Raw genomic sequence first — 21,275 nt, forward strand, 5'->3', positions numbered from 1 at the left:
AATATAGTTTCCCCGGCCACATGCAATTTGCATCATCGCCACTCCATCCAGTGCTTCATACCACCTTACATGAGACTGAAGCTCATTTCCAGTGCCGAAAGCAGGCCTAAACTATTAAAATCACATTTGGGTGATTTAAGCCTGGATGAAGAAATAAGAGGCCGCCGCCAGGCATATGCCAAGCTGAAGCCAAATGAAAAAAACACACTGACAACAGTGCAGCTGAAAGCCGGTGGCGTAAAAAAATCCGTTTTGGAAAAGATCTCCGATGATGCTGCTGTTATACCAAAACCTTCAAGGTTGGTCTATTCAGCAGAAAACAGGAAGGCGCTGCCAGGAAAGTTAATCAGAGATGAAAGCGGGAAAGTTTCTGGCGATCAGGATGTAGATAATGTATACGAATCTGCAGGGGCAACCTGGGATTTTTATTATTCGCTGTTTGGCAGAAATTCTATAGACAATGCCGGAATGAAGCTGATCCAAACCGTTCATTACCTTAAAAAATATGACAACGCTTTTTGGGATGGCAAGCAGATGATCTACGGGGATGGTGACGGAGCTATATTTGCATCTTTCACCTCAGATATAGACATTACTGGTCATGAACTAACCCACGGGGTTATACAGTATGAATGTAACCTGGAATATAAAGATCAGAGTGGCGCTTTGAATGAATCGCTGGCAGACGTCTTCGGAATAATGATCAAACAAAAAATGCTCAACCAGGATGTACGAACTTCAGACTGGCTGGTAGGTGAACATACATTGGTTGGCGACGAATATGCAATCAGATCTTTAAAAGCTCCCGGCACTGCGTATGTCAACCATCCCGATCTGGGCACAGACCCGCAGCCGGCTAATATGAGCGGATATACCGATGATCCTGATGACAACGGCGGGGTACACCTCAATTCCGGCATACCAAACCACGCTTTCTATCTCGCTGCGTTTGATGTGGGCGGTTTCTCCTGGGAAAAAGTAGGCCAGGTATGGTATAGGGCCATGTGCAATAAAAATCTGGTTTCTACCAATGCTACATTTGCGGACTTTAAGCAGGCTACCATTACCGAAGCCACAAGCCTTTTTGGAGCAACAGATCAAGTGACGGCTTCAGTAAGAAATGCATGGAATAGTGTCGGCGTTTAATTAGATTTAGCAATGATATTAAAACTGATCCAATCCGGCGGATTTGCAGGCAGGTCCAGGTTTGCAGAAGAGGACCTTTCGTGTCATTCCCTGAAACTGCAGGAATATCTGGACAGCCATTTTTCAGCGCTTCAGGGCAAAATGATGTCACACCTCCCGCCTCTGCAAAGAGATGCATTTCAGTATTTCGTCGAATACAAGGGTACACGTTTACCTGTTGATGAAAAGATCAAACTGGAACCTGAATTTGCAGAAATCCTCGAGATGCTAAAGTCAAAACTACATTATTAAACATCTATAGGGAAGGATTACGAAGTTCTAAAGTAAAAAATCCTATATTTATTAGCGTATACCAACAATCGTATGGAAAGACGTTTAGTCATCAAACAAGTATTAATCATGGCCGGTGGATTAGCATTACTCCCCTCCTGTTTGCGGGAGCAGGGAAAGTCCACCATCAAGCTGCAACATCTGGACGTCAGTATGGAGCAGGAAAATCTATTGGCAGATATTGCTGAAACGATTATTCCAAGAACAAAAACGCCTGGCGCCAAAGAACTTAAGCTTCACCTCTTTGTATTGAAAATGCTGGATGATTGTTATGAAGAAGCAGATCAGAGGCTTTTCATGAGTGGATTATCAGCATTCAATGAAAAAACTGCTGATCAGTTCAGTAAATCCTTCCGGAAGTTATCCGTTCATCAGCGCGAGGGAATATTAACAAAACTTGAAAAGGACCCTGCTCCGGAACTTTCAGCATTTTATAAGATCATGAAAGACAAGACCATTGACGGCTATCTGAATTCTAAATATGTAATGACCAGCCTGATCATCTACGAATTGGTGCCGGGACGATATAATGGTTATTTTCCCGTTAAAACAGCTTAATTAAAAAAGAATGCCAAATATTAACATAGATGCAGCTAAAGCCAATACTTACGATGTGATCGTAATAGGTTCAGGAATCAGCGGTGGCTGGGCAGCAAAAGAGTTTACAGAAAAAGGATTCAAAACGCTGGTTTTGGAAAGAGGCCGGGATGTACAGCACATCAAAGATTATCCTACGACAAATAAGTATCCGTTTGAATTTGAACATATAGGTGAACCTGCACTGTCCATAAAAAAGGAAAACCCTATTGTAAGCAGATGTTATGCTTTTAAGGAGGATGCAATGCACTTTATGGTCAAGGACAATGAGCATCCCTATGTGCAGGAGAAGCCCTTTGACTGGATCAGAGGATACCAGGTAGGCGGTAAATCTTTGCTATGGGCACGGCAAACACAGCGCTGGAGCGACTTTGATTTTGAAGGGCCCGCAAGAGACGATTTTGCTGTGGACTGGCCAATCCGCTACAAGGACATTGCATCATGGTACAGCTACGTGGAAAAATTTGCCGGCATTTCAGGCAATAAAGACGGACTGGCAGAATTGCCTGATGGCGATTTCTTACCCGCTTTTCCGTTGAACGCTGCGGAAGACTATTTCAAAGGTGTGATCAAAAGCAGGTATTCCAACAGGCATGTGATCAGTGCCAGATGTGCCCATTTGTCTAAACCCAACCAAATTCATCTTGATCAGGGCCGCGCCAAATGCCAGAACAGGACACTCTGCCAGAGAGGATGCCCCTTCGGCGGATATTTTAGCAGCAATGCTTCTACCCTGCCCTGGGCCGCAAAAACCGGCAATTTAACCCTAAGGCCATTTTCGGTAGTAGAGTCTGTAATTTATGATGACGCTAAAGGTAAAGTTACGGGCGTCAGTGTTGTAGACACCAATACCAAAGAAACTACTGCATATTATGCCAGGATAGTTTTCGTCAATGCAGGTGCATTGAATACGAATCTTATCCTGTTGAACTCAAAATCTAAAAGGTTTCCAAATGGATTGGGAAATGATAGTGGCGTGCTGGGTAAATATGTAGCATTTCACAATTACAGCGCCAGGATCAGTGCTGAATATGACGGCCTGAAGCAATTTGCTACCGATGGCAGGAATCCTGCCGGAGGCGGATATATGCCGAGGTTCAGAAATGTATTTAAACAGGAAACAAATTTTAAAAGAGGTTATGCGGCAGGATTTTATGCCAGCAGATATATGGAAAGGGACCGCTCCGGAATCGGGGGCTCCCTGAAAGACAGTTTACTGCATGGTAAATTAAGCCCATGGATTGTAGGTTCTCACATGATGGGAGAAACCATACCCAAGGAAAGTAATTTTGTGAGCCTGAGCACCGATAAAAAAGATAGCTGGGGCGTTCCGCTACTGAATATAGCTGTTGCTTATGATGAGAATGACGAGCTCATGAAAAAGGACTATATAGAACAGCTCACTGAGATGTTCACCGAAGCCGGATTTAAAAATATCACTCCTAATGTTTCCTCTCAGGCGCCCGGTCTGGATATCCATGAAATGGGCGGCGCACGGATGGGACACGACCCAAAGACATCAATCCTCAATAAATGGAACCAGATGCATGCCTGTAATAACGTATTTGTAACTGACGGGGCGTGTATGACCTCCACTTCCACACAAAACCCCTCACTTACCTATATGGCATTCACTGCAAGATCAGTAGATTATGCCGTAAAATCAATGAACCAGGGAGAGATCTAATGATCTGATTGACGAACAAACTGAATTGTAAAAGAACGGCCCGTTTGAGACCGTTCTCTTTTTATGGTTAAAACTCAACTGTATACGGTATCGATCTTACTGTATAACAATTGAAGAATGCTTGCAGCGATTTCGTCGCCAAATGTTTCTTCCACGAACATCAGGTCGTAATAGATTTCGTCTATTAACCTTTGTTTTTCTTCCAGTTTGTCTTTTGCACCGTCCCAAATCCAGGTAAGGTTTAGCATTTCATTATTTAATGTGTTTAACTGAATTGAATTTGCTTCATCCAAAATATCAATGGTGATCGCATGCGGAGTTTCGCATAATTTGAGAGTAAACTGTGACATGTCGTTTCATTATAATTACATCGTTTTGCGGTAACAAGATCATGTTACCTTTCGGCTGGAATTTATAAGTATTTCGTAATGATACCCGTATACTGCTATACAAATATTACGAAATAAATATGACAAAGGATCAAATTATTTGATTTATTCGCCATTGCAGGAAAATTCCGTCGATGTTAGCCATGGAGCTGTCTATTCTAGCTTCCGGATCCTGATGCTTCTGAAGCTTACTTTATTGCCGTGGTCCTGCAACAATATATGCCCCTGTTTTGCTTCGCCAAATTCCTTCCAGTCTTTGTATTTACTGAGGGCAACAAGTTCGCGAAAGGCCGGAGATGCCCTTTGGTAGTCCAGCACTTTAATGCCATTTAAATAATGTTCAACCCTGTTATCAGGATATACCACAACGCGCCCGGTATTCCACTGTCCGATGGGATGGATAAATCGCTTGGGTTTATCTGCTGTGATCAGGTCATATAAAGAGGCAAGTGTCCTGTTCCCGTCCCTGCCCAGTTTAGCATCAGGGTGAAGCGCATCATCAAGTACCTGGTATTCCAGTCCGATTGCCGATCCCTGGGTCTGTTCTTTTAAAGTAACGAAATATTTCAGTCCGCTGTTGGCACCCGGTGTAAGCAGAAACTCAAAGGACAGGTCGAAAGCAGCAAATTGTGCTGTGGTGACGATGTCACCGCCATTGGTGGATTCTTTACCTTCAGCAGGCAAAACACTGATGAGGCCGTCCGCAATTTGCCATCCACGGGCAGGAAATACATTTTTACCTGCACCTACCCATCCCTTCGAACTTTTGCCGTCAAATAATAACTCCCAGCCGTTTTTCTTTTCATAACTGCTCAGGGTATTGGGCACATAATTTACAACGTAGATCCCCAGAGGGAATGGTGCCGGCACAATCTCCGAGGTCTGTATCTTTATATTTTTGAAATATACTTTTTTTCCCGCTTCCGCTGCCTCTGTAATGCCATGCACCTGTAAAGCAATGAAGCCGCTTTTATCCAGCGTATCGATTACGTATGATGCCGGAACACCATTGATCCAGGTCTTCATTTCATTACCAATACATTCAATCTTCAAATGGTTATAATCATCTTTTTTGTAAGCGTCACCGGCAGAAGGGTTTAAAGAAAGGGGATATAACCATTCCCTGCGCCCTTCATCGTACACGCCGCCGCTCCACTTTCTATCGGTCGGATCAATTTCTGCCTGCCTGCCAAATACCTTTCCTTTCCCCTGATTGCCCGAGGGATCAAAATGGCTCCGTACCTGCACTCCGGAATTCCCTTTCGGACTTTCAAGTTTAACATCAATATCCAGTACAAAATCCTGATACTCTTTTTCAGTTACCAAAAAAGAATTTCCGCTTCCTTCAACAGTAGTTCCTATGATCACACCATTAACAACCTGATAGGTTGCGCTGCCGGCCGTTTTTTTCCAGCCTTTCAATGTTTTGCCGTCGAATAAACTGCTGTTCTGAGCGCTTACACCAGAGAGTCCGGCAATGCTTAGTGAAAAGATTAAGATCCCGGCCCTTATATCACTCTTGTTTATCATATAGTATAATTTATACATTGCAGAATTGATACGTTTATATTTGGTATTTTCTACAATGTATAAATTATATTTTTATACATCAAGCAAATCTATTGCTAACCCTGTGCTGTAAGGTAGCTTAGAATGCTTCGCCGAGACTAAATGATACCGTGCTGAATGACTTGCTGAACCCATAATCCACACCAATATTGGTATTGGAGCCTTTATTGAATTTGATTCTCAGGCCGGTACCTGCAGCGGGGTGCCATGATGTAAAAAAACTGTCAGAACCACTTACGGTATTGGTATTGGCGAATACTACAAAACCAAGCAAACCATTGTTGGTAATATCCCTCCTGTACTCCGCTTCAAAATAGAATAGCGTTTTTCCGCGGTAACGGTTTTGATCTATTCCTCTTCCTGAGCGGTTATAAGGATCCCAGCCTATGCTCGGCAGATCAAGATAAGGTGTTTTGTTATTGAGCGAACTCCAGAAATAAGACCAGAAAGCAAGTGTATTTTGTTGATTCAGATCTGCCGGATTTAAAGAAAAATATTTTCTTACATCCAGAAAAACGGATTGCCAGTTGTTGTCACTGCCCAGAAAGGTCGGGTTTTCGCGGAATATCAGATTTGCGTAGGCGCCCGGTAAAGGATTAATCGAGTTATTCCGGGTGTCATAAAGCAGGTTAAAGCTGATGCCTGATGAAACTGAACTGCCGTTTACACCATAATTATATTTTGTAAAGTCCTGAAGGCTCAGGTTAGGATCATCACTTCTAACACTTGTATGATAATCCAGATTATATCCGAGACCGGCAAATAAATATGGTTTGATACGTTTAAGGGCTCTTTGATAAAAGCGAATATAGTTATAATCTACCAGGGTACGGTCGCCATAACTGCGGCTGCTTCCTAACCCCCAGGTATATTGCGGGTATCTCAGAAAACGTATGTCTCCCTGGATCACCCATTTATTGTCCGGCAGCCATATACTGGAACGCAAAGGCAGGCCAAAACGGCTTTTAAAGTTCCAGTACGGTGCAAAGGTAGCACTTGAAAGATTTGTCGTACGCCTGTCCCCCAGGTACATTGCTGCGGTAGTGCTGGTCACTAAAGCATTTCCGCTTCCCCCCGGAACTGAGGCGCCTACCGGAAGCACAGAAAAATAGATCCTCTTCCTGTCATCCGGGTTTATCCTTCGGGGATTGAAATGAAAAATACCTTTATAAATATCTATCAGGTCGGTTTGCCTGGTCGTATCTCTGATAATATTATTCTGTGGAAGCATATTCGGCGTATTTTGCGCCAACACTGTAAAGGGAAAAAAACATAAAAGGATTAACGTATACTTTGCCATAAGGAAATGATTACAATGTGCGTCTTTCTTAAATTTATAATTAGCAGACTATAGTTAACGTTACGAATTTTATAAAGTTTGCGGGAATGTTGTTTTTTAAAGGAATACTCATTAGTCTTCCATCAATGCCGCCCACTGCACCGCGGGTTTCAAGAAAAAATAAAACTGAAACCTGGAGTACCGGTTGCCGGGCTTTAAACTTTGATATACCTTCATCTTTTATCAGAACACCATCTTAAATAAGTGACAAGGCTCATTAATTGGTCAGAACTCTTTATTTAAATTTGTTGATCAATGACCCTCAAACCAATTAGAAAAACAAAAGCAGAACTGGCACGTTCAATGGCAGAATTATGATTTTTCTGCGGCAACACATACAGGAAAAGATCAAGGAAAATGGGATCAATATTACGTTTGAGATGCCTGAAGTCCTTCATTCCTATGGAAAAAGGATAGGGTCAATCAGCAGGATAAAATGACAGATAATTTAAAGAACGTATAAAATTTGAAATAAAAAGTTGAGTGGTTGACTGCTTGACCTATTATCAGGATTGAAAATGAAAACAATCATGATACCCGTATATTTTTCCTAAACTACCGGTAATCAATATTAATCCCCGGCAAAAGCATCTTTCACATGAAGACGAGCATATTGATGCTTTAAAAGATCTTTTGGAAGACTATGAGTATATGGTCAGTTATACAGAAGACCGCAATATCGTTCAGGGTATCTTTAAATTCATCAGGAGTAACGATGTACAACTAATAACTGCACTTCCTGGAAATACAGCTTTTTCTATAATTCACACACAGCAGCACCACCGAGGCATTGACGCTCGATTCCTATCATCCGATATTGATATTGAAATGAGCAAAGCTGATTAATCTATAGTATATAGTAAACTAAATTAATGACACGCTTGTTATTAGAACAGCGGGGCAAATCCAGTACAGGAGACCATCATCAGATGAAAGCTTCATCACCTTTAAAAATATAATCCAATGAAGACATTTTCAGTGAAATTTAAAACCGGTAGTCTGGATCTGGACGTGATCGTTACAGTATCCGAACGCAACCATAAATTTAAAGTTGAAATGATCACCGGCGAACCTGACCCGATACTGCTCAAACGGTCATCCAAAGGAGACTGGATCATCGAACAACCAGGACAACGGGTACTTTCAGAAGAACAGTTCATTGCACTGGAAACTGCAATTGACAAACATCTTTATCAGCTCCACGGAGCCGGAAAGATGCTTGTACTCACGGATTTTTCCGAGGCTGCCCTGAATGCTGCAAAATATGCAGCCGGATTAACCCATCAGCTGAAAAGCTCTGCCATTATCCTGTACCACTCTCATGATTACCTGCCTGTGGTTACCACTACCTTCGCTCCTGTTTCACCAGAAATGGTGCACTCAGAGGAAGAAAGCCATGAAAAGCTCAGTCAGTTAAAGGAAATACTGGCCCCCTTGGTAGCCGGTAATACGGTCATAAAAATTATATCTGACGGAAGACCGTTGATTTCGGCTGTAAATACCATTACAGAGCAACGTCATATTGGGCTGGTAGTGATGGGTATGGCAGGGAAAAATGCGATAGAAAAAGCGCTGGTTGGAAGCAATACCATCACTATAGCTAAAGAGTGCCACACCTCCCTGCTCGTAGTGCCCCATCATGCAGAATTTAAACAGATAGCGAATGTGGTATTTGCATGCGATCTGAAAAACGTGTCAAAAACTGTCCCTGTTTATCCTATCAATGCATTTATAGACAATTTAAAAGCCAGGCTGTCCATTTTATATGTAAACAAAATTGAAGGGCAGGCCCACCCGGATGCCAAAGCCGAACTGAAAAATTTACATGACATCTGGAATGAAAACCAGGTAAGGTACTATTACGCTGATCATGAGAATATTGAAGAGGGAATTCTTGATTTTGCTGATGAAAACCAGATGGACCTGCTGATCACCGTCCCTAAGGAGTACGGATTTTTTGAACGTATATTTCACCGCAGCCTGACCCGGAACCTGGCCTACCGCACCCATATACCATTAATGGTATTTAAGGAAGACAATTAATACTGCTTACTGAATACGCTGGTAGCAAGCATCCTGGTTAAAAATTCAGGTGTTACTCCAATATAGGAAGCGATCTGTTTTAAAGGGAGATCGCGGATTAGCGAAGGATACAATTTACAGAATTTAATATAACGTTCTGCAGGGGAAAGACTCACGTTATCGATTTGCCGGTGTTGAAAGGTGGCCATTCCGTTCATGGTCAGAATTCTGCCGAAACGCTCAAATTTAGGCACCTCAAGATAGATGGTATCAAAGTCAGACTTCAGCAGGTAGATGATCTCGCTGTCCTCAATAGCATCAATATTTAATCTCGAAGGCTCTCCGGTAATATAGCTGAGCATGTCTATAATCCACCAGCCCGGCGGTGCGAACTGAAGGATATGCTCAAAGCCGTTACTGTCAAGCGCATAACTCCTTAAACATCCCCCGGTAACAAAGATCACCTTTGAATTTACATCACCTGCTTCCAGCAATACTTCATTGGCCTTCACTTTTTTTGACATCAGAAGAGGGATAAGATATTCTTCTTCATCCTTATCAAGTTTAATATATCTGGCAATATTTCGAAGTAAGAGGCCGTGATCCATCTTGAATATGTTTAATGACAAGTATAATTAAAAAGTTTGATAAAAACGATCACAAAGGAATTAAATGCCCATTGTGGGTGATAAAATACCCGATTTGAATGATCTCAACGGATTTATGAACAATATTCCGCCGGTACAAAAACCGAGCCCAACAAGCGCATTCTTTTCTAGGATATTAAAAATAATTCATCGACAAGCGTCAATCCTATTCTTCAGCAACCTATAAAGGTTAGAAGCTGTCAGCATGCCGGAAAACTGTCAGTATCTTTCCGGATACGCTATTGACATTTTCCACAAAATTCCATAAATTGCTGATGCATAATTATTTAATTATACATATAGATTGATATTTTTTAATAATGAATAAAAATACAACTCCTTCATTAAAGAATATTACCACAACTCCAGCCAAAATCACCAGGAGTAAGCCGGCCCAGCCTGATCACAACCATTCGCACAATGATCTTTTCGCTTCTAAACTTAAATTAAAACTTAAACGCCACTATATGAAAATTGCGGACACAAAAACCGTTCTGTTCATCACAGGTGCTTTTGTCAGCCACAATGGCTGGGATGAATGGAAGAGCTATTTTGAACACAAGGGTTATATTACACTGGCACCTCCATGGCCTTTTAAGGATGCTCCCCCCGCTGTACTCAGGGACAGGCCACCAAGTGATACCGGACTGGCTAACCTCAGGTTGTCTGAACTGATAGACCATTACGCAAACATAGTCAAAGGATTACCAGAAAAACCAATTGTAATCGGGCATTCTTTAGGGGGCCTGGTCACACAGATCATCGTAAACCGCGATCTGGCTGCAGCCGGAATTGCCATACACTCCTTTCCGCCAAGGGGTATCTTTCCCTATGAATTCTCTTTCCTCAAAGCTGGCTGGAAATCACTGGGATTATTTACATCACTCAAAAAGACTTATCTGATGTCTTTTAAAGACTGGCAATATGCCTTTGTCAATGGAATGCCCCTGCAGCAGCAGCAGGAAACTTACGACGGGAACATTCTCCGGGAATCTAAAAAAGTGGCACGCGGGGGGCTTACAGCGGCGGCTAAAGTAGATTTTGAAAAAATGCATGTTCCGCTGCTGCTTACAGCAGGCAGCAAAGACAATATTATTCCTGCCCGCCTCAACCTTCGCAACTACAAAAAATACAAAAGAAACGGATCCGTGGCAGACTACAAAGAGTTTCCGGACAGGAATCATTTCGTACTGGGACAGGCCAGCTGGAAAGAAGAGGCCGATTTTATTCTCAAATGGATCAGCAGCCTCCGTTAAGGGGCATAAAACTCCCAGTCGCCCCAAAGATTAGGAGTTAATGCAGCTTCTGAAGGAACGTCAGAAACGATGGAAGTTGCTTTATTGTTCCAGTATAATCTGGAGAGGGTTTTGCTGCCGTCTCCGCGTAAAATACCAATATCTCCCTTTACAGATATGCCGGCCAGGGGTTTAAGATTCAGTACAGACAGCGGTACCGAAATCTCAAAACTCCCGTCCCCGCCCGCAGCGAACTCAAGCTGAGCCGAGATGTCCTTTACCCGGTCAAAAGTGATCGTGCGCCATGGCGAAGAAAAAGGTACCTTTTCGGCTTCTTTCACACCGGGAACTACAGCCTGATAAAGTACCGCACGGTGTCTTCCACCGCTGACTGTTACCAGCAAACGCAGGTCGCCCGTAACGGGCGAAGTTCTTTTTGGATTTGCAGACGCTGCTGTACCGATCATCAGGTCCAGGGCGCCTCCGGTTTTAAATGGCGCTAAAGGCATTTCAAATGAGTTTTTCAGCAATCCGGCATCACCTGTACGGTATCCGGCATATAACCTGTTCCCTGACACTGCAACCGCTCCTGTGACATCATAAGGCTTGGATTTTGAATTAAAATTAGCCTTTACACCCCTCTTATCAATATCAACCCAACTACTGTTCTTCCAATCCTCCCATTTGCCATCTACTACTATTGGAGTAGTCAGCATCTTTACCTTTAATGCCCCGCGCGTCGTTTGTTGCTGACGGGCCAGCTCTGCTTTTGTTTGAAAAGCTATACTTTTGGCCAAATCTTCGCTGCTGACCTTTATATTGGTTACCGGCAGCCGCTGAACGGTTTGCAGGCCATCTACTTTTAGCAAACTGCTGCGCGATCCGTCAACCATATAAACCTCTCCATCCGCCGTGCCTGTAATACTTGGCCAGAAATTTTCTTCTCCAAGACTTAATCCTTCTAAACCCATGCTCCTCTCTGCCACAGGCATATACCACTGTTTACCTGTACGCATGGGTTCAAACAAAGTAGCAATAAATAACCCGTCCATTGTAAAAACATAGACCATCCCATGGTTACTATTGATTGCCCAAAGCGGCTCCGGCAAACCCTTTATATGAATTGGCCCGCCCAGTAACCTTGTCGGACCAATCAGCTCTCCCGGAAATTCGGGCAGCGGGGCTTCATGGGCGGCGTGCAGACCGGGCCACAGATTGGGATAACTCCATACCGGCCTGCCATCTTTGGCGCCACTGATAGCATACCGCGCAAAGGGTAATACTCCCTGCGTAACAACAGTCCATCCACTGGAAGAAGTTAGTACCTGGTTACCTCCGGAAGATCCCGGGGCCTGTACTCCAGCGGCAAGCGTTTTTCCTTTATCTATCCGGTAAAGGGGTATACCTCCGGCCGTAAAACTCAGGGGCGAAAATTGTACGGCAGCCCCATTGAGTTGTGTGATGCAGAAAGACAGGTCCGGCATGACGGTAACCCCGCTGGCTTTACCTTTCAGAAAGCTTACCTCTTCAGTCTGCACCTTTGCATCTTCATTGACATCGTTCCAGATAAAAAACGCCATAGCGTTTTGATTTTTGGCATTCAGATCAACCGTAGCAGGCCAGGAAGATCTGAACCTGGATTCTTTAAGCACACCCCAGGTATCGGCACTTCCCATCGCTGCTGCTGGCTGCAGACTTCCATTACGTTCCACAAACAAGAAGGCAGTAAGGGCCCCACCTGTAGGATTTGAATTGTAACAGTTGGTAAAATACCTTTTCCCCTTGTAGTAAAGAGGCGTTTCCGGGGCTGCAATTCTTGGAGGCAGGTTTAACATAGCCGAACTTTTCCTGTACAAAATGTGCTGAAGCTTAGATTGGCCCGTTTTCCAGTCGATCTTAAATTCCATTGCACCCAAATCCTGTTCAGAATAATAAAATTTTGTTTTATCCTGCGGATCAAGCGTCCCCCCGCCCCCATATTTGACAGGCCCGTAAAAAGCCCTGATAAATTTTCCTTCCGCGGTCCATACACTTACCCGCTTGGGAAGGTAATCGTTTTCAGTCACCCAAAGCTGGTTTCTGGAATCTATGGTCATGCCGACAGGATTATTCATATGTAAAGGATCATACAGTCCTGCCTGGGGTACCCCGGGCTTGCCAATCGATCTGATCAACTTACCTTCAGCAGTGAATACCTTTACCTGCTGACTTGCACCACCATTACTGATATACAGGTTACCGTCTTTATCTTTAGTAATGCCAACGGGTGATTCCAGCTGAGATGAGATCAGGGACTTCGCCGGCGGCAGATGACTGAAATCCTGAATCGCAGCAAACCGCAGTAATTTATTTGCGGAGAGTACCAGCAAACGCCCTTCAGCATCAAATGTTAATCCATGCGGACGATCCATTGCCACACTATCCAGAACTTTTCCGCTTTTAAGGTCAGCAAACAATAGCTGGTTCTTTCTTGTAAGGCTCAGCACGCCAACTCCGTTATAAACGGCAAAGCCACCAATATCACCTTTAATCCCCGCCGAATCACGGATAACCCGCCCTGTTGGGTATAAAAAAATAGGCTTATCCGAATTTTTTGGCAATGTACTGATACGGACCGTTCCCTGTCCTGACCGCTTCGCCGTTTCCCAAACCGAGGCCACATATACAGAAACGCCGGGAACTGCCTGGCTGCCCTCATCTCTTGACATATAGGGTGCTGCGGTCCATACCCCGCCAATCCAGGTCTTGCCGCCAAGTTTTTTGCCGTTGAGGTCAACCCAGGCCAGCCCGTCAGTTCCTTCTGTCACATAGGAACCCAGGAAAACAACCGGCTGTTTCGCCGGAGATTGTTCCGTAGGAACAAATACTGCTGCCTGAGGGGCAGAGTGATTTGCCAGCCAGGCACCGGTATGGTCTTTAAGGTTCCATGGCGGGGTTCCGTTGGTATATAGGGAAAGTTCATAAGTTGCTTTAACCTCCTGGTGAACCAGGCCGCGGACGGTATAGGTACCCGGCGACACTAATTTTGGCGGGATCGCATAAACACCATGATGCACAGCATCGAGATCGCGCCCAAGATCATCAAGCCCGTCCCACCAGGCAGTGTTCTTGCCTGCCTTAAAATAGGTTTGAGCGATCAGGTTTCTTACGCGCTGCCCGTTGTGATCTTCGATCACCAGGGTAACATACCCGGCATCTTTTAAGGTAAAGGGAATTGCAATCGGCGGTTTGACAGATTGGGCTTTTACAGCTAATGCAGCGGCTATCATCACACCGGCAAGGATTACATTTAATTTCATCTATTTGTCTTATTGTTTTTAAGTTGTTAGATGGAGCCTTTGATGATTAGAATAATTATTGCCCTCTGTGCTTAATAATTATTCTAATCATGTCGGGTTCATGATGATAATGATATAAAGAAAACTATTCCAATCTATTAACTCGGAAATGAAGAAATAAGTATCAGGAATGATAGAAATAAAAAGATATATTTACAAATAGCAGCGCATGCCAGTTAATATTCAGGCCATGTCCGCCTGAACATTTCTTTTATTCATAAATATATAATTTATAAAGGTACCCCCGGATGATTGGCATAAATGATGAATTTTTACACTACCCGGCTGCACCAACTGCACTGAAAATGGCAGTTTCAGTTGGCATCGGAATGCTGGTAGGCATGGAACGTAAATGGTCGCACAAGGAAGCTGGCATCAGGACGTTTTCAATCGTAGCCTTGCTGGGAATGCTTTCATCACTCATCGGGCAGGACCTGATCATCACATCCATGATCGGCGTTTTCATCCTGGTGATCGCACTGAATACACGCAGCCTCATTGCCGATGAATCTTTAGAGATCACCACTTCCGCTGCGCTGATCGTCAATTATCTTCTCGGTGTGCTGGTTGGCCTCGGCCACATTTTCACACCGGTTGCGGGATCTATTGTGATGACGATGCTACTGGCATGGAAAACCGAGCTCAATCGTTTTGCAGGGGGACTGCTTCCTTCAGAGATCAGAAGTGCCATCCTGCTGGGGCTTATCGGGTTTGTCATCTATCCTATTCTTCCCAATGTCTACATAGACCCCTGGTCTTTATTTAATCCCAGTGATGCCTGGGTCAGTATCATTGCTATTGCCGGAATAGGCTTTGTGAACTATGTATTTCTTCGTATTTTCAGCACCAGCGGATTATACCTGGGAGCAATTTTCGGCGGCCTGGTAAACAGCAGTGCCACCGTAGCGGAAATGAGCACCAGGGTGCAGGCAACGGGCCTTACCTCAAAAATGACCACCTTATGCCTGCTCACTACTATTGCGATGTTTGCGAGAAACCTGCTGATCGCAACGCTATTCGTACCTCTTTCCCTTACTGCTACGCTGATGCCACTGCTCGCCATGTCTCTAGTGGCTGCACTGTTTATTGTGCGCGACAAAGTACTGCAGAGCAAAACCCAGGCGCCTTCCGCCCCGCTGGAGCTCGACTCTCCTATTTCACTAAAAAAAGTACTGTGGTTTGGCATACTGTTCATCCTCATCCAGGTCTGCGGTACATTGCTGACCAAGTTTTTCGGCAGTGGCGGAATATTGGCTACAGGTATTATTGGCGGACTGGTAAGCAGTGCCAGTACAACAGCCGCCGCCGCTACAATGGCCATGCACGGTAAGATCAGCGCATCGCTGGCAGGAAGTGTTGCGATCATCTCTTCCCTGGCAAGTGCGGTGGTCAGCCTTCCTATTGTATGGAAGACCATCAAAGATAAGGCCGTAGTAAAGAAACTGACCATAGAATTACTCCTGGTAGTGACTGTAGGTATAGCGGTAGTGGTAGTTGACAGGGTATTCCAGTTTTCAGAACTGCTGTTAAGGCATTAGCGCCAGAGCCTTCACCAGAATCAAGATTTTTTAAATTCCCTGATGTCTATAATTCTGTTGTCGTCTTTATTTTTCCTGAGGAAGGAAACGCCTTTCGCATCGGTTTGCCAGCTGTAGTTTTTTTGTATCCAGCTAAACACCTCAGCAGCATTCTTTGGCATTTTGGATGACAATGGCTGCGTATAAACTTCGCCCGTAGGATAATTCACCTGATACAGGGAAGATGAAACCAAAAATACGAGGGTCTTCTTGTCTGCCGAATTTATAAAATGCAGACCCTGGATCCTTTCATGGGGATGCTGTCTCCTGATCGGGTAAACCTTAACATTAACTGTGCTGATAAAAAAATCATTGTTGATCAGATATCCTGAACGGCCGATCCTGCTTAGCCCTTTCGTAAACCTTTTGTCTTCCTTACCGCTGGAAGGACGGTAAATACTCACCACATCCAACTTGCCATTTTTTATAGAAATTATATAAAATGGCGCTGTCAAACCTGACTGATCTGCGATCTGTACCAGCAAAGAGGTTTTCTGGCTGTTTAGAAATTCTGCAAGAGCGAACTTCCCTGTTGCTGCATTCCTGTCTGACGCGCCGGTCTGAATATTTATGGTAGTATCCCTGAATTTCACTCCGAATATTTCTGCAGAATCAGCCCCGGCATCTTCAGCGGTATGCTTAACAATCGTCAGCGCGTTTTCATCTCCCTTCTCAAACTGGTTAAGATCTTCCTGAGTGGCCAGGCTTCTGGGCGAATATATTTTTTCAGTCTCCTTATTCTGGCAGCTAACTAACACGGTAACAATTAAAAAAGCAGATAGTATAAATTTCATAAAATGTAAAATATGATTTAAACCTACTTAATTATTTAGTACCATAAAATATATTTCCATTTCATTACAGTAAAATAACAGATACGCGGCATTACTTTTTTGCAGTCAGGAAACAATTCCGTACCTATCATCACATCCTGCCTTTCTCTTCGTCAAGCGCATTGTTCTGGTGCCTGCTTTTACGGGAAAAGGTATCTTTGCCAAAGCGGTATGAAAATGCAAAGCCAAATCTTTGCGTGTCCGAGCTACTGATCTGCGCATAACTGGCCTGTTTCAGGTCTATCGAATTGTTATGGTATACCCAGGTATGGAAAATATCATCGGTCCCGAACCTTAGGCTACCCTGTCCCTTTAATATTTTCTTCTGCACACCGGTATTCACGCGGTACATTCCGCCCGTAAACGTTTGCCCGTTCAGGTCCCTACTCGCATAATATCCGCTCAGTTCTGCACTCCATCCTGCGCCAAACTGGAACTGGTTCAGCACGTTTATTCTGGCTACATAAGTTTCTGGATTCAGCCTGATCCCATAAGCTTCGCCATCCAGCCCCATCCAGGACAGCAGCACATCCGTATTCAGGCTCCACCATTTTGCGGGAGACAAAGACAAGCCGGTGTTGAGCAATAACATATGGCCCATGGCCACGTTCTCAGGGCGGGTGATAAATACATCATCAACAACCCTGGTGGTCTGGAAAATCACGTCACTGAACCTGTTGTAACTTAAGGCCATTCTTAACCATTGTTTATGCTGGTATTTCAGTTCATACCTTCTTTGATACTGGGGGTTGAGCATCGCGTTCCCGGTGGAATAGGAATACTGGTCGCGGAAGATGAGGAACTCATTTAACAGCTGATAGTTTGGCCGGTTGATCCTTCTTGTGACGGCAAAACTAAACGTATTTATCCCATTGATATCCAGCTTGTAACTCAGGAATAGCGAAGGAAACAGTTTGGTATAGTTCTTTCTGAAACGGCTGCCTTCCAACACTTCATTCCCCATCTGGTTGCCATTTGCAACGGTGTTCTCCACACGCATTCCCAGCTGTATACCAAAATGTTTCCAGCTTTTCTGTGCATTTACGTAAGCAGCGTTGATGTTCTCGCGGTACTTGAAGTGATTGGACTGTCCGTTGTCTATCAGCCGCTCCCCGTCTGTCACATTGTAATAGTCTGAAACATTGTTATTATTCACCCAGCTTGACTTCAACCCTGCTTCCAATTTCGCCTTCCCTTTCAGCGGATGCACGTAATCTGCCTTTGCCGTATAAATATGCATAGATAAGGGCAGGTCGTAAAAGAACTCGTTGCTGCCGCTCAACGGGCCGTCGGGCTGGTACATAAAGTTGTGTAAGGACTGTACATTACTCCCATCGTAATTGAGGTAATTCACATCAGCCGACAGTTCCCTGCCGGTATGGCCAAATTGATGTACTACACTAAGACTGGTACCAATATTCGTTCTGTCGTTCCTGCCATTGGTATAACCGCGGCCTGTACTGTCCAGGGCACCCGCGCTATAATTACCACTGTTATAATTCAGGTAATTTTTTGTGCGGCTGTCATTTAAATTCAGCTGAAAAACGTAAGTAGTTTTTGCAGTGGCTGAATAATCCAGACCCAAATTTGCATTGACCGCATTACTTCTGTTTTGCTGGCTGTTGAACAGTGAAACTGCAGAGGAAGGCACACCCTTAGCGGTAAAAAAGCGCCTGTCGTAATGATCGTCGGTAAAATTTTGATCGTAACCATAACCCATATTTCCAAAAACATTGATCTTCTTATAGTTATAATTCAGATTGAGTGCATTGTTGCTCCTGAGGTATTTCCCTTGCGTAAATCCCGTGGAAATACTTCCGGTAAAACCTCCTGTCCTGTTCTTCTTCAACCGGATATTGATCACCGCGTTACCGGCAGCATCATACCTGGCCGAAGGGTTATCAATCAATTCAATCTTATCCAGCTGCGCTCCGGGGATCGATTTCAGGTAGGAGGCCAGATCCTGTCCGGAAAGATATTTGGAGCGGCCATCGATCAGCACCAGTACTCCTGTTCTGCCATTCAAACCAATTTCGCCATTCGCACTCACCGTTACCCCGGGTGTTTTTTCCAGCACCTCCAGTGTATTACTGCTGGCACTGCTGATCATCGCATCCACATTTACCACCGTTTTATCGGTTTCCATTTGCATCAGCGGCTTTTTACCCTCGATCACTACATCCGCCAGATCCATCCTTTTATCAGGCGTTAACAGGATTGCCGGCAGCACCAAATCTTTACCCTCCGGCTGGACGGAGACGCGGAATAATTGATATCCGATTGCAGTGATGATCAGTATATATTTCCCGTCAGGGACATTACTCAACGTAAACTCCCCTTTTTCATTCGCCGTAGCCGCGGCAATCAGCACCGCATCCTTAAACAAGCGGACAGTGGCCCCTGCCACAGGTTCATTTTTATTGTTCTTAACTAAAGACGATACCGTATTCAGCTTCAGCTGTGCAGGGCATATAAGGGAAACCAGCAGGAAAAACAGGAACAGGCAGGGTGCTTTCATCGTATTTATTTTAGGATATGTAATCTATGATGAAGCAAATATTGACCGTTTACGCTGGCGGAGAAAAGAAATATGTTGTAACTTGGCTAACAGATGATAGAATTCCGTTTTTGGGGTGATCAACAGCACGATACCCCTAAAATGACTTTCGGTCACTGGTTTTAACCTGTTCGTCAACATCAAAGGGCAACATCAGTCCTATCTGCCCAGATTTGTAATCTTATGGTTAAACAAACCCAAACAGCAATACGATGACCGATAAAATAAAATACCCGCTGGGTTTCTTTGGAAATTACCTGTATATTTTCCTGTCACTACTGGTTTCTGTCCCTATATTTTTAGCCATAGAATCCTATGTTAAACCATTGGGAGTGCATGAAGATGAGGCCGTATCCTTTGCTTCTACCGTATGTTTTATACTCGGTGTTTTTGCCGGCCGCTATATCTCCCAATTCTGGTCTGCCACGCTGAAATCACTGCCCAAAATGGAAGTCCTGGGGCTTGCTACATTGATCGTAATCTGTATAGGCTGGCTGTTCTTTCATGCAGATTTCCCCCTGGAGGGACGGACCGGAATCAACCTGATGTTGTTCTGGGTTCCTTTTGCAATGATCAGCATCCTTTCCGGGATACTCATCAAGGTAATCCATAGCGTAACGGAGAACCAGCTGCAGGAAGCACAAAGTATAGCCACGCACAGCAAAAGCGAGCTCCACCTTTTACAGTCCCAGCTCAGTCCGCATTTTCTCTTTAACACACTGAATAACATGTACGGGCTATCCATTACAGACCACCAGAAAATCCCAGACCTGCTGCTGAAATTGTCGGAATTACTGCGCTATTCGGTTTATGATGCCACGGAAACCTATGTACCACTGAAGGATGAGCTGACCTATATCAGCAACTACATAGAATTTGAAAAAATAAGGATTGGAGACAGGCTGGCGCTCAGTACCGATGTAGAGGAGATCGGCAACGCCAATATCAAAATTGCCCCGATGATGCTAATCGTATTTATAGAGAATGCCTTCAAACATTCCAAAAATACGACTGACCAGCAGATATTTATAGACATTAAACTGAAGACGTGGGGAAACTCCATCCTGTTCTCTGTTAGAAACAGCTATGGAAAAGAGGAACAGGAAACAACACACTTTAACAAAAACAGCGGTTTAGGACTTGCCAATGTAAGTAAGCGCCTGGAGCTGCTCTATTCCAATGCCCATATGATCAACATACAAAGTGATGCCTTATATTATAACGTAGACCTGCAATTAAAAATGAAATCATGAATAAAGTGAGTTGCCTTATTGTTGACGACGAACCTATCGCCCGGGATATCATACAAAGCTACTGCGGACATCTGGAGCACTTACAGGTGCTAGCCTCCTGCGGAAATGCATTGGAAGCCAAAAAGGTATTGCAGCAGCAAAAAATAGAGATCCTCTTTCTTGATATCAACATGCCTGTAATGGATGGCATCTCCTTTGTAAAAACACTGAAAAGCCCACCTCAGGTTATATTCACCACGGCCTATAAAGAATATGCACACAATGCCTTTGATCTGGCAGCATGTGATTATTTGCTCAAACCCTTTTCTTTTGACAGGTTTATGATTGCTGTAGATAAAGCTATGGAAAAGATCAGGCCGGCAGCACAAGCCATTAACGCTTCCGAAAGCCAGGCTGAAGACTTCATTTTTATAAAAACAGAGGGCAGGATCTACAAAATTCAGCATGACGAGCTGCTCTACGCCGAAGCCCAGGGCAACTACACAAGGATTTTTACCACCACAAACACCCTGTCACCCAAAATGCCCTTTTCAAACTTTGAAGAGCTACTGCCAAAAGCACTCTTCCTGCGCGCCCACCGCTCTTTCATCATTAACAAATCCAAAATCAGCCATATTGAGGGAAACCGGATATTTATCAACTCAACCGAAATTCCTATCGGAAGCAATTACAGGGATGTGCTGATGAAAGACCTTGGCTTTTCAAAATAAGCCCTCCGGCACATGCACTAATTTCCCCCATTTAGGGGATAGTGAA

At 44.1% G+C, this 21,275-nt stretch carries 16 protein-coding genes; 9 read left to right on the forward strand and 7 right to left on the reverse strand.

All coding sequences use genetic code 11. The annotated features are described in order from the left end of the window. The first annotated feature begins 69 nt into the window (after positions 1–69). The 4 genes from BLW16_RS15715 to BLW16_RS15730 all read left to right on the forward strand — a co-directional run bounded on the left by BLW16_RS15715 (position 70) and on the right by BLW16_RS15730 (position 3,760). A complete protein-coding gene (locus BLW16_RS15715; RefSeq protein WP_175470606.1) occupies positions 70–1,146 on the forward strand; it encodes a M4 family metallopeptidase in 1,077 nt (358 codons plus the stop codon). Between the two features lie 12 nt (positions 1,147–1,158). Beyond that, the gene (locus BLW16_RS15720; RefSeq protein WP_090558355.1) at positions 1,159–1,437 is read left to right on the forward strand and encodes a hypothetical protein; all 279 of its coding nucleotides are present in this window, start codon (positions 1,159–1,161) and stop codon (positions 1,435–1,437) included. 72 nt (positions 1,438–1,509) lie between these two features. Beyond that, positions 1,510–2,034: a gluconate 2-dehydrogenase subunit 3 family protein gene (locus BLW16_RS15725; RefSeq protein WP_090558356.1), complete on the forward strand. Its 525-nt coding sequence runs from the start codon at positions 1,510–1,512 to the stop codon at positions 2,032–2,034. A gap of 10 nt (positions 2,035–2,044) precedes the next feature. After that, positions 2,045–3,760, forward strand: a complete 1,716-nt coding sequence (locus tag BLW16_RS15730) for a GMC oxidoreductase (RefSeq protein ID WP_090558358.1) — start codon at positions 2,045–2,047, stop codon at positions 3,758–3,760. Positions 3,761–3,834: 74 nt separating this feature from the next. Here the strand turns inward: BLW16_RS15730 and BLW16_RS15735 are convergent, their stop codons facing one another. From BLW16_RS15735 to BLW16_RS15745, 3 genes are all read right to left on the reverse strand, one after another. Continuing rightward, positions 3,835–4,110, reverse strand: coding sequence for a hypothetical protein (locus BLW16_RS15735; RefSeq protein WP_090558360.1), 276 nt, complete (start codon positions 4,108–4,110; stop codon positions 3,835–3,837). A 192-nt stretch (positions 4,111–4,302) separates the two neighbouring features. Then, entirely contained in the window at positions 4,303–5,679 is a 1,377-nt protein-coding gene (locus tag BLW16_RS15740) for a 3-keto-disaccharide hydrolase (protein WP_090558600.1), read from the reverse strand. Positions 5,680–5,797: 118 nt separating this feature from the next. Continuing rightward, positions 5,798–6,949, reverse strand: a complete 1,152-nt coding sequence (locus tag BLW16_RS15745; protein ID WP_245735315.1) for a BamA/TamA family outer membrane protein — start codon at positions 6,947–6,949, stop codon at positions 5,798–5,800. Between the two features lie 1,071 nt (positions 6,950–8,020). Here BLW16_RS15745 and BLW16_RS15755 point away from each other — a divergent pair. Further along, positions 8,021–9,100, forward strand: a complete 1,080-nt coding sequence (locus BLW16_RS15755) for a universal stress protein (RefSeq protein ID WP_090558366.1) — start codon at positions 8,021–8,023, stop codon at positions 9,098–9,100. Here the strand turns inward: BLW16_RS15755 and BLW16_RS15760 are convergent. Continuing rightward, entirely contained in the window at positions 9,097–9,687 is a 591-nt protein-coding gene (locus BLW16_RS15760) for a Crp/Fnr family transcriptional regulator (RefSeq protein WP_090558369.1), read from the reverse strand. The two genes, BLW16_RS15755 and BLW16_RS15760, sit on opposite strands and share 4 nt — an antisense overlap. Positions 9,688–10,046: 359 nt before the next feature. On the opposite strand from BLW16_RS15760, the gene BLW16_RS15765 reads away from it, so the two are divergent. Continuing rightward, positions 10,047–10,982, forward strand: coding sequence for an alpha/beta hydrolase (locus BLW16_RS15765; protein ID WP_245735317.1), 936 nt, complete (start codon positions 10,047–10,049; stop codon positions 10,980–10,982). On the opposite strand, the gene BLW16_RS15770 is transcribed toward BLW16_RS15765, so the two are convergent. Then, entirely contained in the window at positions 10,979–14,260 is a 3,282-nt protein-coding gene (locus tag BLW16_RS15770; RefSeq protein WP_090558371.1) for an NHL repeat-containing protein, read from the reverse strand. The genes BLW16_RS15765 and BLW16_RS15770 overlap by 4 nt on opposite strands. 287 nt (positions 14,261–14,547) lie before the next feature. On the opposite strand from BLW16_RS15770, the gene BLW16_RS15775 reads away from it, so the two are divergent. After that, positions 14,548–15,837, forward strand: a complete 1,290-nt coding sequence (locus tag BLW16_RS15775; protein ID WP_090558374.1) for an MgtC/SapB family protein — start codon at positions 14,548–14,550, stop codon at positions 15,835–15,837. 20 nt (positions 15,838–15,857) lie between these two features. Here BLW16_RS15775 and BLW16_RS15780 read toward each other — a convergent pair whose 3' ends face one another. Both BLW16_RS15780 and BLW16_RS15785 read right to left on the reverse strand, forming a co-directional pair. Beyond that, positions 15,858–16,670: a hypothetical protein gene (locus BLW16_RS15780; RefSeq protein ID WP_090558376.1), complete on the reverse strand. Its 813-nt coding sequence runs from the start codon at positions 16,668–16,670 to the stop codon at positions 15,858–15,860. A 130-nt stretch (positions 16,671–16,800) separates the two neighbouring features. Beyond that, positions 16,801–19,227, reverse strand: a complete 2,427-nt coding sequence (locus BLW16_RS15785) for a TonB-dependent receptor (RefSeq protein WP_090558378.1) — start codon at positions 19,225–19,227, stop codon at positions 16,801–16,803. Between the two features lie 251 nt (positions 19,228–19,478). Between BLW16_RS15785 and BLW16_RS15790 the strand changes: the two genes are divergently transcribed. Continuing rightward, the gene (locus BLW16_RS15790) at positions 19,479–20,519 is read left to right on the forward strand and encodes a sensor histidine kinase (protein WP_090558381.1); all 1,041 of its coding nucleotides are present in this window, start codon (positions 19,479–19,481) and stop codon (positions 20,517–20,519) included. Continuing rightward, positions 20,516–21,229 carry a LytR/AlgR family response regulator transcription factor gene (locus BLW16_RS15795; RefSeq protein WP_090558382.1) on the forward strand — a complete coding sequence of 238 codons (714 nt, stop codon included), beginning with the start codon at positions 20,516–20,518 and terminating at the stop codon, positions 21,227–21,229. The genes BLW16_RS15790 and BLW16_RS15795 overlap by 4 nt, the downstream gene beginning before the upstream one ends. Positions 21,230–21,275 lie beyond the last annotated feature (46 nt).

The organism is Pedobacter hartonius (assembly GCF_900107535.1).
GTDB classification, from domain to species: domain Bacteria; phylum Bacteroidota; class Bacteroidia; order Sphingobacteriales; family Sphingobacteriaceae; genus Pedobacter; species Pedobacter hartonius.